The sequence below is a fragment of the Oceanobacillus jordanicus genome (genome assembly GCF_022095695.1).
In the GTDB taxonomy this organism is placed as follows: Bacteria; Bacillota; Bacilli; order Bacillales; family Amphibacillaceae; genus Oceanobacillus_B; species Oceanobacillus_B jordanicus.
In genome coordinates, this window is the sequence record NZ_JAIFZM010000017.1 from 1 (window position 1) to 14,921 (window position 14,921).

15 protein-coding genes are annotated in these 14,921 nt (G+C 39.2%); 13 read left to right on the plus strand and 2 right to left on the minus strand.

From position 1 onward, the window contains the following. Positions 1–123: 123 nt before the first annotated feature. The 10 genes from safA (at position 124) to yajC (ending at position 8,214) form a co-directional block, all read left to right on the plus strand. Positions 124–1,131, plus strand: coding sequence for a SafA/ExsA family spore coat assembly protein (gene safA / locus K3T81_RS19540; protein WP_275949846.1), 1,008 nt, complete (start codon positions 124–126; stop codon positions 1,129–1,131). Positions 1,132–1,371: 240 nt separating this feature from the next. Next, positions 1,372–2,115, plus strand: a complete 744-nt coding sequence (gene nadE / locus K3T81_RS16235) for an NAD(+) synthase (protein WP_238021049.1) — start codon at positions 1,372–1,374, stop codon at positions 2,113–2,115. 70 nt (positions 2,116–2,185) lie between these two features. Next, positions 2,186–2,698 carry a YhcN/YlaJ family sporulation lipoprotein gene (locus K3T81_RS16240; protein WP_238021050.1) on the plus strand — a complete coding sequence of 171 codons (513 nt, stop codon included), beginning with the start codon at positions 2,186–2,188 and terminating at the stop codon, positions 2,696–2,698. Positions 2,699–2,941: 243 nt separating this feature from the next. Beyond that, the gene (locus K3T81_RS16245) at positions 2,942–3,673 is read left to right on the plus strand and encodes a YebC/PmpR family DNA-binding transcriptional regulator (protein WP_238021051.1); all 732 of its coding nucleotides are present in this window, start codon (positions 2,942–2,944) and stop codon (positions 3,671–3,673) included. A gap of 138 nt (positions 3,674–3,811) precedes the next feature. Continuing rightward, positions 3,812–4,417 carry a Holliday junction branch migration protein RuvA gene (gene ruvA, locus K3T81_RS16250; RefSeq protein ID WP_238021052.1) on the plus strand — a complete coding sequence of 202 codons (606 nt, stop codon included), beginning with the start codon at positions 3,812–3,814 and terminating at the stop codon, positions 4,415–4,417. 15 nt (positions 4,418–4,432) lie between these two features. Then, entirely contained in the window at positions 4,433–5,434 is a 1,002-nt protein-coding gene (ruvB, locus tag K3T81_RS16255; RefSeq protein WP_106897040.1) for a Holliday junction branch migration DNA helicase RuvB, read from the plus strand. Then, complete coding sequence (locus K3T81_RS16260; protein WP_238021053.1) at positions 5,431–5,628, plus strand: DUF2905 domain-containing protein; 198 nt, start codon at positions 5,431–5,433, stop codon at positions 5,626–5,628. The genes ruvB and K3T81_RS16260 overlap by 4 nt, the downstream gene beginning before the upstream one ends. A gap of 15 nt (positions 5,629–5,643) precedes the next feature. Continuing rightward, positions 5,644–6,669 (plus strand): tRNA preQ1(34) S-adenosylmethionine ribosyltransferase-isomerase QueA, encoded by a 1,026-nt coding sequence (gene queA, locus K3T81_RS16265; protein WP_238021054.1) that lies wholly within the window; start codon positions 5,644–5,646, stop codon positions 6,667–6,669. A 108-nt stretch (positions 6,670–6,777) separates the two neighbouring features. Continuing rightward, a complete protein-coding gene (gene tgt / locus K3T81_RS16270) occupies positions 6,778–7,917 on the plus strand; it encodes a tRNA guanosine(34) transglycosylase Tgt (protein WP_238021055.1) in 1,140 nt (379 codons plus the stop codon). 39 nt (positions 7,918–7,956) lie between these two features. Continuing rightward, positions 7,957–8,214 carry a preprotein translocase subunit YajC gene (gene yajC, locus K3T81_RS16275; RefSeq protein WP_036572319.1) on the plus strand — a complete coding sequence of 86 codons (258 nt, stop codon included), beginning with the start codon at positions 7,957–7,959 and terminating at the stop codon, positions 8,212–8,214. 227 nt (positions 8,215–8,441) lie between these two features. On the opposite strand, the gene K3T81_RS16280 is transcribed toward yajC, so the two are convergent. Then, positions 8,442–8,825, minus strand: a complete 384-nt coding sequence (locus tag K3T81_RS16280) for a TIGR04086 family membrane protein (protein WP_036572322.1) — start codon at positions 8,823–8,825, stop codon at positions 8,442–8,444. Between the two features lie 142 nt (positions 8,826–8,967). Between K3T81_RS16280 and K3T81_RS16285 the strand changes: the two genes are divergently transcribed. After that, positions 8,968–10,266, plus strand: a complete 1,299-nt coding sequence (locus K3T81_RS16285; protein ID WP_238021056.1) for an ArsB/NhaD family transporter — start codon at positions 8,968–8,970, stop codon at positions 10,264–10,266. Between the two features lie 177 nt (positions 10,267–10,443). On the opposite strand, the gene spoVB is transcribed toward K3T81_RS16285, so the two are convergent. Beyond that, complete coding sequence (spoVB, locus tag K3T81_RS16290) at positions 10,444–11,997, minus strand: stage V sporulation protein B (RefSeq protein ID WP_106897036.1); 1,554 nt, start codon at positions 11,995–11,997, stop codon at positions 10,444–10,446. Between the two features lie 129 nt (positions 11,998–12,126). Between spoVB and K3T81_RS16295 the strand changes: the two genes are divergently transcribed. Continuing rightward, a complete protein-coding gene (locus K3T81_RS16295) occupies positions 12,127–12,429 on the plus strand; it encodes a post-transcriptional regulator (RefSeq protein ID WP_036572332.1) in 303 nt (100 codons plus the stop codon). Positions 12,430–12,526: 97 nt separating this feature from the next. Next, positions 12,527–14,779 carry a protein translocase subunit SecDF gene (gene secDF, locus K3T81_RS16300; protein ID WP_238021057.1) on the plus strand — a complete coding sequence of 751 codons (2,253 nt, stop codon included), beginning with the start codon at positions 12,527–12,529 and terminating at the stop codon, positions 14,777–14,779. Positions 14,780–14,921 lie beyond the last annotated feature (142 nt).

The following is a 14,921-nucleotide window of genomic DNA, read 5'->3' on the forward strand; positions in this document are numbered from 1 at the left end:
AAAAAGTAAGGTGGTGCCAGTAGCAGACTTTTTCTAAAATATCTTTCAACTTTTTCTGTATGCTTGCATATGTTGATATAGAGTAATTAGCCCAGTTCTATATCGAAAGGAGTTCGGTTCGTTTTGAAAATACACATTGTTCAAAAAGGAGATACACTCTGGGAATTATCCAAGAAATATGGGGTGGATTTTGAAGAGTTAAAGCAAATGAATAGCCAGTTGTCGAGTCCTGATATGATTATGCCTGGAATGAAAATTAAAATTCCGAGCAGCTCTAAAGCTGTAAAACAGGAACACATGCCAAAAAAGGAAACGGTAAAGCAACCATACAAGGACACTTCTCCTAAACCGATGCCAGTAATGAAGGAAGACGAAAAAGAAATGCCCAAACCACAGATGCCCCAAATGCCGCAGATGCCAAACCAACCCATTATGCAAATGCCAATTTTAGAACAGGAATTTCAAAATTATACGACGATAAACTTCCCGGAAACACATCATCATGTGCAGCCGAAGAAGGAGATGAAAAAGGAAAAGCCGAAAGAGAAGCAAAAGGTTGAAGCTAAAACCTATCCGAAGCCATCTCCACAACCAGAAATACAACCACAGTACCACATGCAGCCACAACAGGCACCAACACATACGGTTCCAATGTGCTGTCACATCGTACATCCATGTTATCCACCCGTCCCGTTTCCGGTAATGGCCCAAGTTTCTGACTGGCCAATGGGGCCAATGCATGCTATGGACTCTCATCACGGAATGGCTCCTGCACATATGCAGCATGGTAAGGACGATTGCGGATGTTCTGGACCAAAAATGCACGGTAACCCACACCACCTGATGTTCGAACCTATGCAACAACAAATGTTCATGGGACAGCAGCCATTCCAACAACAGGGACAGCAGCCATTCCAACAACAGGGGCAACAGCCATTTCAACAACAGGGACAGCAGCCATTCCAAAATCAGGGACAGCAGCCATTCCAACAACAAGGACAGCAGCCGTTTCAACCACAAATGTTTCCCCAACAATTTGAGGGGATGTCGAATTTTGCACCGACGCCCCCTGCATATCCTGATTTTAGTAATCGAGAGGAAGATAATAAGGATTCAACTAAAAGTGAATAGAATAAACATAGAGACGAGAAAAGATATCGTCTCTATTTTTTTGGGAAGAACTCTACATATAGGTTCCAACGTTACTACTATTTTTTATGTTTGTATTTTTAAGAGACGGGAATAAAAGCTTGTAGGTAATAATGCGTACAAGAAAGTGTAGATGAGACACTTTAAACGTCGTTATTTTTTTAAAAAAAGTGAAATAGTGATAAAATGTTTAATATTGAACATATAAAAGGAGAGATAGCAGTGGAAAAACAGGTAGACCAAATTGTACAGTGGTTACGCGATCAAGTTAAGCAAGCTGGAGTAAATGGCCTCGTGGTAGGTATTAGTGGCGGATTAGATTCTGCCGTCGTTTCACATTTAATTCAACGTGCTTTCCCAGACAATTCTTTAGGTGTTTTGCTTCCAATTTATACAAGCGATTCGAATTTGGATGATGCCAAGCAAGTAGTGGAGAGCAGTGGAATTAAATCTATGACAGTAGATCTTACAGAGACACATAAAATTATGTATTCCGAAATTAAAGACACTTTAAATGAAAGCAACACATTTATTGAAGAAAATGATAAATTAGCTGGTGCTAACCTTCGCGCACGCCTTCGTATGAGCACTTTATATGCACTGGCAACGAATTATAATTACATGGTAGTTGGAACAGATAATGCAGCAGAATGGTATACAGGTTACTTTACAAAGTACGGTGACGGTGGTGCTGATATTCTTCCACTCGTTGAATTTACAAAGCAGGAAGTTCGCGACTTGGCAAGTTACCTTGGTGTTCCTAGTCATATTGTTGAGAAAAAGCCGAGTGCTGATCTATGGGAAGGGCAAACGGATGAAGATGAGATGGGAACAAGCTATGATACAATTGATGCCTATCTTAAAGGAAAGCAAATCCCTGAACGCGATAAAGAAATTATTGAATCCTTGCATAAAAAGTCTGCCCACAAGCGCGAGGCACTTCCGCAATTTAAGCGCGAGCAATAATATAATTCCCTAAAATTGACTGTGTAAAAAAACCTTCCTTATCCAAACTATGGATAAAGGAGGTTTTTTTATGAAAACAAAATTAGTGTTTGGGCTAGCATTGTTGATACTTACTGGATGCAATTTTGGTACGGAGGAACAAGGGCAGTCAGATGATAACCAGCAAAAAACAGAGTATATAAATTATGAGACTGAAAAAGAACATAAAGAAAGAGAACATGGGAAAGAACTTTCTATAGGTGAGCGAGGGGGCTACCCGCAAAGTAAACAGGAAGGTGCCAATGATGCTGATTTTAAAAACGGTTACTCAGATGCTTATACGAACGAAGAGGCGTTATGGCTATCCGAGGAATTGGAAAATCGCAAAGATATTGTAACAGCTCAGGTTGCATCCACCGAGGATCAAATTTTGGTAGGGCTCATACAAAGGGAGTATGCTACAGATGATGTACCAAAGCGTGTGAAAGAGGAAATTCAAAAATTACTCCCAGATACAAAAAAGGAAATTATTGTATTTACAGATAATGCTTATTGGGAATATATGAAGAACCGAGATGCAAAACCTAATGGAAATACGCCTTAAATTTATATTTCGGGATAACATCAGCTAGTCATAAGCTTTTATCCCACTTAAACTGATAGAAAGGGCTCGACGGTAGACATATTAAGTTTTGAAGTGGGATACACTGTCAGTAAAGGGCTGGCCAGGGTATACGAACGTTTGGTGGAAGAGGTAGTGAAACCCCTGCTAAATGAAGTTTCGCTTTATGAAATTCCTTTTTTTTGGTATAGTTAAAAAGGAAATTTCTAGAGAGGAGAATGTCCGATGGCTGGTCATTCTAAATGGAAGAATATACAAAGAAGAAAAAATGCACAAGATGCAAAAAAGGGTAAAGTTTTTATGCGCCACGCGAAGGATATATATACTGCTGCAAAACAGGGAGGCGGGGACATCGCAACAAACGCCTCTCTACGTCTGGTAGTAGATAAGGCGAAAGCGGATAATATGCCTAATGATAATATTGATCGTGCAATAAAAAAGGCAACTGGTACACTTGATGGTGCTAGCTTTGAGGAACTAACGTATGAAGGGTATGGTCCTGGTGGTGTTGCAGTTATCGTTAATGTTTTAACAGATAATAAAAATCGTACAGCTGCAGAAGTTCGCCATGCATTTAAGAAAAATGACGGGAACCTTGGAGAAAATGGAAGTGTTTCTTTCATGTTTGACCGTAAAGGATATATCGTAATTGCGAATGAAAATGGAGAAATTGATGAAGATGAACTTACATTAGAAGCTCTTGAGGCAGGAGCAGAGGACATTACAACAGAAGAAGAAGCTTATGAAGTCTTTACTGAACCCGAAAACTTCCAAGATGTCGTGGCACACCTAACAGAAAATGGTTATGAAATAGCTGATTCTGAAGTAACCCTCTTTCCACAAACATACAGTGCTCTGAATGAAGCCGACGAGAGCAAAATGTTAACTCTCATTGAGACGTTAGAAGAAAACGAAGATGTACAGGACATTCACCACAATTTAGAAGAATCAAATTAATTCATTTAACAAGGAAGTTTCTATTCCCGTTTGAGGATAGGAGCTTCTTTTATTAGTTAAATATGCGTAATAACTGTAAGTTTCGCTGATTGTAAAGTTATGATAAAATGGTGAAAGGATTGTAAAGGAGACGGATGAATGATTGCATATATTAAAGGAATGCTTACATATATTTTAGATGATTCCATCATCATAGACGTTCAAGGTATTGGCTACGAACTATTTTGTGCCAATCCTTTTGTTTTTCAGTCGTCGTTACATAAAGAGATTAAGATCCATACATATCATCACGTAAGGGAAGACGCTCAGATTTTATTTGGATTTAAAAATGAAGATGAGAAATTTTTGTTTACTAAACTAATTTCTGTTTCCGGGATAGGCCCAAAAGGCGCATTGGCAATACTCGGTGGAGTGGATGTAGCCGGCATCGCAGCAGCAATTGAACGGGAAGATGACAAATTCTTAACGAGCTTTCCAGGGGTAGGGAAAAAGACAGCAAGGCAAATTATTCTAGATCTAAAAGGTAAGCTTACAAACGTCCTTACCATCACCGAAGTGGAAACCGATATGGCTAATGCAAAGCATGCAAATACAGAAGGTCTTCAGGAGGCTACGGGAGCTTTAAAGGCGCTTGGATATACGGATAGGGAAATAAAAGGTATTATGCCAGAGTTAAAAGCAACGGATAGTAAAAACGCGGATGAGCTTATTAGAAAAGCATTATCTTTATTAATGAAAAAGTAGGAGAGGGGGAGAATAATGGAAGAACGTATGGTTACAGGAGAATTTCAAGAAGAAGATTCAGTTGAGCTAAGTCTTCGGCCTTCTGCTTTAAATCAGTATATTGGACAGCAGAAGGTTAAAGAAAATCTTAGTATTTTTATTAAGGCAGCTAGAATGAGAGAAGAACCATTGGACCACGTTCTGTTGTATGGCCCTCCAGGATTAGGGAAAACCACATTAGCAGCAATTATTGCAAATGAAATGGGAGTGCAATTCCGTTCCACCTCTGGACCCGCCATAGAACGAGCTGGAGATCTTGCAGCTATATTGTCTTCTTTAGAACCTGGTGATGTGCTGTTTATTGATGAGATTCACCGTCTTCCGCGTTCTGTAGAGGAAGTATTGTATCCTGCAATGGAGGATTTTTTCCTAGATATTGTTATAGGCACAGGACCGAGTGCAAGGTCGGTTAGGATTGACTTACCCCCATTTACATTGGTAGGTGCGACTACAAGGGCAGGACTATTATCAGCACCTCTTCGCGATCGATTTGGCGTACTTAGCCGCTTGGAGTTTTATGAAGCGAAAGATTTATGCTCTATCATTGAGCGAACAGCCGAAATTTTTCAAACCTCTATTACAAAGGAAGCTGCTACGGAAGTGGCCAGACGTTCTAGGGGCACCCCGAGGATTGCAAATCGCTTGCTAAAAAGAATCCGAGATATCTCGCAAGTAAAGGGCGAGGTAGAGATAAGTGCAGATACGACAGCTGAAGCTTTAACGATGTTACAGGTAGATGATGAAGGACTTGACCACATCGACCATAAGCTATTAAAAGGTATGATAGAAAACTTCCAAGGTGGACCTGTTGGGTTGGATACAATAGCTGCTACAATTGGCGAGGAATCTCAAACGATTGAAGATGTTTACGAACCTTATCTATTACAAATCGGTTTTATCCAAAGAACACCAAGAGGGAGAATTGTCACACCAAAAGCATACCTGCATTTTGGAATGAAAGTACCTGGCACAGAATGAGTATAGGTAAATTGCTTATTGTCGCAGGGATTATTATGGTCCTTATTGGAATTATCTGGACGTTTATTGGAAAATTACCTGGTGATTTTTCTTTCAAAAAGGGAAATGTCACGGTGCATTTTCCGATTATGACTTCAATAATTGTAAGTATTATACTTTCCTTGGTATTCTTTATCGTAGGAAAGTTTCGTTAAGTAAGGAGATGCAACATGAATATAGAAGATTTTGATTTTCATTTACCAGAGGAACTAATTGCACAAACACCACTCAAAGATCGTACATCCTCTAGACTACTTGTCCTAGATAAAAACAAGAAAGAACTGGAACATAAGAAATTTAAAGATATAAAAGATTACATTAAACCTGGTGACGCCCTTGTACTAAATGATACGCGCGTATTGCCTGCAAGACTATACGGTGTGAAGGAAGACACAGGAGCGAATATTGAAGTGCTTTTATTACACCAAGAAAATGGAGATACTTGGGAAGTACTAGCTAAGCCTGCCAAAAAAGTAAAGCAAGGATCTGTTATTACGTTCGGAGACGGAAAGTTACAAGCTACTTGTGTAGGGTTGAAAGAGCATGGTGGGCGAGTAATGGAATTTTCCTATAGCGGCATATTTTATGAAGTTCTTGATGAGCTCGGAGAAATGCCTCTTCCTCCATATATAAAAGAAAAGCTACCTGAAAAGGAAAGATACCAGACCGTATATGCAAAAGAAGAGGGTTCGGCTGCAGCACCTACAGCAGGGCTACATTTCACAAATGAATTGCTTGATGAGCTCAAAGCAAAAGGCGTTACAGTATCTTTCATAACCTTACATGTAGGATTAGGAACGTTTCGTCCAGTAAGTGTAGATAATATTGATGATCACCAAATGCACTCGGAATTTTACCATATGTCCCAAGAAACAGCTGACACACTAAATCAAATAAAAGAGCAAGGTGGAAGAATTATCTCAGTAGGTACAACGTCCACTAGAACGTTAGAAACGATTGCTAGAGATAATGGCACGTTTGTGGAAACAAGTGGCTGGACAGATATTTTTATTTATCCACCATACCAATTTCGTGCAGTTGATGGACTTATAACAAACTTTCATCTGCCTAAATCTACGTTAATTATGTTAGTCAGTGCTTTGGCAGACAAAGATTCCATTTTACATGCCTATGAAGAAGCAGTAAGAGAAAAATACCGGTTCTTTAGTTTCGGCGACGCTATGTTAATTATTTGATTTGATAATGAAACATTCTGAATGTGCATACTAGAGACTACTTAGAAAGTAAGTGTAGCATGAGGAATCTATCCTCATGCTTAATATATTAAAAAGGACGAATACTTTATGACACCCATAACATATGAATTAATAAAAACATGTAAACAAACAGGGGCGAGATTGGGACGTGTCCATACACCGCACGGTTCATTTGATACCCCAACATTTATGCCAGTAGGGACACTTGCAACTGTGAAAACGATGAGCCCTGAAGAGCTTCAAGAGATGAATGCGAATATCATCTTGTCTAATACGTATCATCTATGGCTTCGACCAGGAGAGGACATCGTAAGAGAAGCTGGAGGATTACACAAGTTTATGAATTGGGATGGCGCTATTTTGACTGATTCTGGTGGATTTCAAGTCTTCAGTTTGAGTGACATGCGGGAAATCAAAGAAGAAGGTGTTCATTTTAGAAACCATCTAAGTGGAGATAAACTCTTTTTATCACCGGAAAGGGCAATGGAAATTCAAAATGCGCTCGGATCAGACATCATGATGGCCTTTGACGAGTGTCCACCATATCCTGCCAACTATGAGTATATGAAATCTTCTGTAGAGCGTACCTCACGCTGGGCAGAACGTTGTCTAGAAGCGCATCAACGACAACATGATCAAGGCTTGTTTGGTATAATTCAAGGTGGCGAGTATGAAGATTTACGTAAATTAAGTGCACAGGATTTAGTTTCCTTAGATCTACCCGGCTATGCAATTGGCGGGCTATCTGTTGGAGAACCGAAAGATGTTATGAACCGTGTATTAGACTTTACGGCTCCCCTAATGCCATCTAATAAGCCACGCTACTTGATGGGGGTTGGTTCACCTGATTCCTTGATTGATGGAGCCATTAGAGGGATTGATATGTTTGATTGTGTGCTTCCAACAAGGATCGCACGAAATGGGACATGCATGACGTCAAATGGACGACTTGTTGTACGAAATGCAAAGTTCGCTAGAGATTTTGGGCCGATTGACGAGAATTGTGACTGTCATGTATGTAAAAATTACTCGCGTGCGTACATTCGCCATTTAATTAAATGTAACGAAACATTCGGTTTTAGGCTTACTACTTATCATAACCTCTATTTTCTGTTAAAATTAATGGAGCAAGTCCGAACAGCGATTGCTGAAGATAGACTTGGTGACTTTAAAGAAGAATTCTTTGAGCAATATGGTCTGAATAAACCGGATGCGAAGAACTTCTAAAGAGGTTTTTTATATATTTTGAAAGGAGGGAATACAAAGATGGATATGCTTATATCACTATCACCAATTATTCTTATGTTTGTAATCTTCTATTTCTTGCTAATACGTCCACAACAAAAACGCCAGAAGCAAGTGAAACAGATGCAGTCAGAGCTACAAAAAGGCCAATCCGTTGTTACTATCGGTGGATTCCACGGTGTTGTTCACGCTATCGATGAAAACACTGTCGTAATTCAGTCTGGTGACGGTACTAAGCTGACGTATGACCGTTCAGCAATCCGTGAAGTTAGACAATAGTAAGTAGTCTAAGGTGCCACCATAGGCATTTCTCCTGTGGTGGATGGTTTTTAGGTAACATTATGTATCTAATACATAGAAAAACGAAGTTAACGGAATCTTGTTAACTTCGTTTTATTTTATTTCTAGGAAATAATATTGGCATACACGTTTGCTAAAGAAGCGAATGCTAGTTTGTCAACGTTACATATCCTTCGTATTCTACCAAAGTATGCGAATAAGCTTCACTACTTCTCAACCTGTCCTCCGGTAATATTAACACCTATTACACCACCAAATAAAGCTACGAGAATATAGGCTGTATGATGAATGGTCTGTTCCATGCTAAACCCGACTTGATACCCTAGATATTGGACAAGGAATGTAAACAAGGTAAATCCCATTCCTGTTAAAGCTCCAATAATCCACCCCTTGGCTTTGCTTTTGGCCCCAGCTACCATTCCACCTATAAAAAGAGAAATTAATCCAATTACGAGTGTTACCCACGTTAAGGCCGGTTCATTAAATGTAGAAAAACGAAGTAGCAACGCTAAGATGAAGCTGGCAAGTAGTATAAGACCTAACACGATAATCCACCCATACAATAGGGCTGTAAATTGTTGTTTGTTCACTCATTATCCCCCCCTGAGATTGTCCACTTACATTAATAGTATTCAAGAAAAAATAAAATAGACGAAAAATATTTTAGTCTGTCCTCACATAGAAATAGTATAGAAAGCAATATCTACAACGAATTGTGAAAGTGGGTGAGAAATGGACGTCCTTCTTGCAACAATTATTTTTATAGTTAGCTATTTTTTTATTATGACTGATAAAATAAACCGAGCAATAGTAGCACTATCTGGAGGAACCCTCTTATTATTAACTGGAATTTTTACAACACAGGACATATTCACAGAATACATCGACTGGGCTACAATTGCATTGCTATTTTCTATGATGGTGCTCATTTCTATTACAGAAAAAACGGGCTTATTCACTTTTATTGCAATCCGCTTTGCGCAACGGGTAGGGGGAAGACCTATTCCCCTTCTAGTAGGCGTTGGGGTATTAACCGCATTAGGATCAGCAATGCTTGATAATGTGACAACCGTTCTTATTTTTGTACCTATTCTCCTGAAAATCACAAAACTATTAAACATACCATCCTTTCCATACTTATTAATGATTATATTTAGTTCAAATATAGGAGGTGCGGCAACATTAATTGGCGATCCTCCAAATATTATGATTGGACAAGCAGTAGAACATTTGACCTTTCTTTCTTTCTTTATACATGTCGGCCCGGTTGCATTGGTCATGTTTCTAACCATGATACTTTTTATCTACCTTTGTTTTAGAAAAACGCTGTCAAATTCAGTGATCGATGCTAGGGAGTTAGAAAAGATGGACGCTGCGTCTCATCTACATAAGACTCCCATGCTTTATAAGTCGATTAGCGTTCTCATATTAACGATAACAGGCTTTCTGCTTCATGCTTTTGTTCACATCGATCTAACCGCGATTGCGTTAGCAGGAGCACTACTTCTACTGTTTCTAACCCAAGACGAATTAGAAGCTGAGAGGGTTTTTGAAAAGGTAGAATGGGTTACGCTATTTTTCTTTGTCGGTTTATTTACGCTTGTAGGTGGGCTCCAAGAGGTTGGAGTAATTGATGAACTTGCTCGTGCTATTGTCCTTACAACAGATGGGGATTATGTAAATACTACGTTGCTAGTGCTTTGGGTATCGGGGATTTTTTCTGGAATAGTGGATAATATTCCTTTTGTAGCGGCAATGATCCCTGTAGTACAGGAGTTTGAAAGCTATGGGATGGTATACTTGGATCCAATATGGTGGGCACTATCGCTCGGTGCTTGCTTAGGTGGGAATGGTACACTAATTGGGTCTTCTGCAAATGTGGTAGTTGCCGGATTGGCAGAGCGTTCAGGTGATAGAATTTCATTCGTTCGATTTATGCTGTTTGGGGTGCCAATCGTGTTACTATCCCTCGTCATTTCAACGATTTATATATATTTACGATACCTATTACCATATATAAGCCAACTATAAAACCTGCCATCTGGCAGGTTTTGTTGTATAAAAAGAAGACATGCTTAGGTTTTAACCATAGGCATGTCTCTTTTTTTCATGGCGATAAATGTTATCGATTTGTGAGTGAAGGGAGGCCGATAAAATGGTTTACTGCATAGGCGGCGTTCACTAGTATAGATGCCTGTGCTCATATTATTACTTCAGCCATTTTTTAAACAAGGGTAATTGTATAAGTTCTTCTCTTGAGATAAATCGAAGGATAAAGAGAGTGATAACATAAAAGATAAGAAGAATGCTTAGAGCAAGTATAAACAGAATTAAATTTGGCCCCATGGATTCATATAGATTTCTGATCCAAGAGCCGATCACCCACGTTATACCGATTAAAAGAATCATTTTACCAATATCGATCAACGGAATGGAAAATTGAATGGCTTTTTGTAAGGCTGCAAAGTGAAGTAAAGTAACAAGTACTACACCAACAGACATGGCAATAGCTACACCATGAATCCCAAAGCTAGGGTTTGATGCGAGAAAGAACAATACGCTCAATTTACACAGCGCCCCGATTAAGCTATTCCACATAGCTGGTTTTGCTAAATCGAGTGCTTGTAATGCAGCTTGTAATGGTGATTGGACATAGAGTAAAATGAAAAAAGGTGCCATTAATACAAGCAAGCTACTAGCTTTGTCTGTCCCATACATATAGGTGAGGATCGGGGAAGAAAATAGGCATAGCACTACTGTTGCAATGGCGCCGGATGCGAATGACAAGCGAATGGACTGGTGGATACGGTAATGGACCAAGCCCTTGTTTAAATTGGCTTCTGCTTCTGAAATAGACGGAACGAGAGCGATGGACAAGGAATGTGTAATAAATGTTGGTAAAAAAAGTAGTGGGAAGATATAGCCTGTGAGCTCACCGTATTGCTTTGTTGCCAGTGAACTTGAAATACCTGCAATAGCGAGACTTTGCGCAACAAGTATGGGTTCTAAGAAATTTGTAAAGGAGCCTATCATTCTACTGCCTGTACTTGGAAGAGCAATGGAGAACAGTTCTTTTACTGTAGAACGGCTAGATTTTAAATAGCTAAAAAATTTCGTGCGAATCTTAATTTTTTTCTTTCTCTTAAACATGTAAATCATGTATAAGAGGGAAATAAACTCTCCCAAGATGACACTGATCATGGCGCCTGCTGCTGCAAACTCTACGCCATATGGAAGTAATAGCTTAACGAAAAAAGCAACGCATGTTATTCGAACAATCTGTTCGATCACCTGGGCATAGCTCTGTGGTTTCATGTTCTGCTTACCTTGAAAGTATCCTCTTAGAACGGAGGATATTGCAACAATAGGAATAATAGGGCTAATAGCCATTAAAGGATACAGTGTCCGTTCATCTGTCAAAAGTGAGGTTGCGACAAAGGGTGCCGCAAACATAAGACCAACAGTGAATAGAACACTGGTTATTCCCGTCGCGATTAATGACACGATTACTATTTTCTTCACTTTTTGTGAATCATTTTTAGCTTCTGCTTCCGCAACTCTTTTGGAAATGGCGACAGGAAGCCCTAGCTGAGTCAGTGTCATTACCATAAATAAAGTGGGGAGTGCCATCATATAAAGGCCAACACCTTCTTCTCCCATGAGCCGGGCTACGACAATACGATTTATAAAACCTAGAAATCGGGTAATCATACCAGCTAAAATTAAAATAAGTGTGCCTTGCAGAAATGTTTGTTTGGTCATTATAGCCGACCTGCCTTCTCAAATAATAATTTTTCATATACAATGATATATATGCTTGCAAGTGGGCCAAGCATGACAAGAAGGATTAAAGAAGAAATAGATTCTATTCTCCGTGTAAGGAGGGACACTATGGAAATTGTACAAACTGTATCAGAATGGAAAGCCATGATTTTACCAACATTAGAGAGTAAGGCTGATGAATTTCAAATGATGGGATACTCAAGGGCTAATCCCGAAGAGATCTGGGACTGCCTAGTTAAAAAGGTTTGGAAAGGTGATCCAGAAAAACGAATATACGAAGTGGTGCAAGATATTTTCCACCTTGGATCTGGAACCTATATTAGTTATCTGACTGTAGCGGCTTATCAGGATGATAATTTATTTGCATCCATTTCCGCTTTAACTGCGGGTGGGCAAGAAGATGGTGGATAGTTTACATAAACGCAAAAAATGTTTTTAATTTCTAGTGAAAATTTAGTGAAAAGTATTGGCTGGAAAAAACTGGCCAATTGTTTGGAGGCAAAGAAAAATGAAAAAGAGAGGCAGAATCGTCGCCTTTTTTCTGATCGTACTTATTTTTGGGGGTCTGATCGGATCAACGGTTACTGGCGTAACGAAGGATATTAATTTAGGGTTGGATCTTCAAGGTGGTTTCGAAATACTCTATGAAGTAGAACCGGTTGATGAAAGCCAAGAGGTTGATAGGGACTTACTGGAGTCAACCGTACAAACTTTAAATGATCGTGTTAACCGCTTAGGAATCAGTGAGGCGAGCATTGATATTGAGGGAGAAAATAGAATACGGGTGCAACTTGCCGGTGTACAAGATCAGACAGAGGCAAGAGAAATCCTCTCAACCTCTGCAAGATTATCTTTCCGAGATGTCAATGACAATGAGCTTTTAAACGGTAATGATGTGAAAGAAGGAAGTGCGAAGCAGGATTTTGATCAGACGACAAATGCTCCGATCGTCACTTTGCAATTAAAGGATGCAGCTAAATTTGGCGAAGTCTCAACGCAAATTAAAAACATGGGAGCGCCAGATAATTTACTTGTCATCTGGATGGATTATCAGGAAGGCGATTCTTTTGCTGCTGAATCGGAAAAAGAAGATCCCAAGTATATTTCCGCACCGAGCATCAGAGAGACACTAAATACCACAAACGTTATGATATCTGGTGATTTCTCGGTAGAATCTGCACAGCGTTTAGCTGATATTATAAATTCCGGTTCATTGCCTGTTCATATGACGGAAATGTACTCTAATTCCGTAGGAGCACAATTCGGTGAAATGGCACTAGATAAAACAGTTTTTGCTGGCTTTGTCGGTGTAGCATTGATCTTTATATTTATGATAATTGTTTATCGTTTACCAGGATTTGTAGCGGCAGTTAATTTAAGTATTTATATCTATTTAATACTCGTTATCTTCGAGCTTATGAATGGTGTGTTGACACTCCCAGGGATAGCTGCACTTATTTTAGGTGTTGGGATGGCAGTAGACGCCAATGTTATAACGTTTGAACGAATTAGAGAAGAGTTACGGACAGGAAAATCTGTAATAGCGGCGTTTAAAACAGGTTCTAAAAACTCCTTGTCGACTATATTTGATGCAAATATTACGACATTGCTAGCTGCTGCAGTCCTCTTTATGTTTGGTACTAGCTCAGTGAAAGGTTTTGCCACAATGCTGATTGTTAGCATCGTAGTAAGCTTCTTGACAGCTGTATTTGGGACAAGATTGTTACTGGGACTCTGGGTGAAGAGTAAAGTGCTAAACAAGCGGTTAGGTTGGTTTGGGGTTAAAAAAGATTCCGTGAAGGATATTTCCAGTAAAGAACAACCTGAACCAGAATTCTTTAATAAAAAACTTAACATTGTACAACATCGTAAAAAATTCTTTGCTATATCGATAGCTATGGTAGTAGTGGGTATTGCTTCATTACTTCTATTTAAGTTAAATCCAGGAATTGATTTCACCAGTGGTTCTCGGGTTGAAGTAATAGCAGAAGACAGTATAACTGAAGAGCAAGTCACATCAGATTTTGAAAACCTCGGCTTAGAAGCTGACGTCGTTATATCAGGTGATAATAATGACCGAGGTGTGGCAAGATTTGATAAGGTGCTATCGGAGGACAAGGTCACTGAAGTCACCACATATTTTGAAGATGCGTACGGAACCCCACCTAATATCGGTGTGGTATCCCCAATTGTTGGGGAGGAACTAGTGAAAAATGCACTATATGCAGTTGGAATTGCTTCCATATTTATGATTATTTATGTTGCGTTCCGATTTGAACTATTCTTTGCAATAACAGCGATTATCGCATTGTTGCATGATGCATTTTTTGTTCTTGTTATTTTCAGTATTACCCGCATCGAGTTTGATGTCACGATTGTAGCTGCAATTCTTACGATTGTCGGTTACTCGATTAACGATACAATTGTTACGTTTGATAGGATCAGGGAAAATCTGCGTAAAGAGAAACGAATTAAATCGTTTAAGGATCTCGCTGTTATTGTGAATAGAAGTCTTGTACAAACTTTAACAAGGAGCTTGAATACAACTATAACGACATTGATAGCCGTTTTAGCATTCTTGTTCCTCGGAGCTTCACCTATAACAGGATTTGCTATTGCATTAACTGTAGGGCTAATTGTCGGAACATATTCTTCTCTCTTCCTAGCTGCGCAAATTTGGTTAGTTTGGAGAGGGAAAATGATTAAGAAAAAACCTGTAGACTTTACCAAGAAAAAACGTGTGGAAGGTCCACAAGTATAATAAAACATTTATAAGCCTTAACTAAAGCTAAAGTCGAACAGAATTTGAAGGCTCTTCCTTCGAATCTGTTCGACTTTTTTATCCATTTCAATATAAGCAAACCTAGAAACCACTTGCTTAGTTGAGGTTTAGGTTAATGAAC

What these genes read in the sequence shown, in the direction of transcription:
- K3T81_RS16240 (WP_238021050.1), top strand. Translation starts at nt 2,186, where the DNA reads ATGAAAACAAAATTAGTGTTTGGGCTAGCATTGTTGATACTTACTGGA.
- K3T81_RS16245 (WP_238021051.1), top strand. Translation starts at nt 2,942, where the DNA reads ATGGCTGGTCATTCTAAATGGAAGAATATACAAAGAAGAAAAAATGCA.
- ruvA (WP_238021052.1), top strand. Translation starts at nt 3,812, where the DNA reads ATGATTGCATATATTAAAGGAATGCTTACATATATTTTAGATGATTCC.
- ruvB (WP_106897040.1), top strand. Translation starts at nt 4,433, where the DNA reads ATGGAAGAACGTATGGTTACAGGAGAATTTCAAGAAGAAGATTCAGTT.
- K3T81_RS16260 (WP_238021053.1), top strand. Translation starts at nt 5,431, where the DNA reads ATGAGTATAGGTAAATTGCTTATTGTCGCAGGGATTATTATGGTCCTT.
- queA (WP_238021054.1), top strand. Translation starts at nt 5,644, where the DNA reads ATGAATATAGAAGATTTTGATTTTCATTTACCAGAGGAACTAATTGCA.
- tgt (WP_238021055.1), top strand. Translation starts at nt 6,778, where the DNA reads ATGACACCCATAACATATGAATTAATAAAAACATGTAAACAAACAGGG.
- yajC (WP_036572319.1), top strand. Translation starts at nt 7,957, where the DNA reads ATGGATATGCTTATATCACTATCACCAATTATTCTTATGTTTGTAATC.
- K3T81_RS16285 (WP_238021056.1), top strand. Translation starts at nt 8,968, where the DNA reads ATGGACGTCCTTCTTGCAACAATTATTTTTATAGTTAGCTATTTTTTT.
- spoVB (WP_106897036.1), bottom strand. Translation starts at nt 11,997, where the DNA reads ATGACCAAACAAACATTTCTGCAAGGCACACTTATTTTAATTTTAGCT.
- K3T81_RS16295 (WP_036572332.1), top strand. Translation starts at nt 12,127, where the DNA reads ATGGAAATTGTACAAACTGTATCAGAATGGAAAGCCATGATTTTACCA.
- secDF (WP_238021057.1), top strand. Translation starts at nt 12,527, where the DNA reads ATGAAAAAGAGAGGCAGAATCGTCGCCTTTTTTCTGATCGTACTTATT.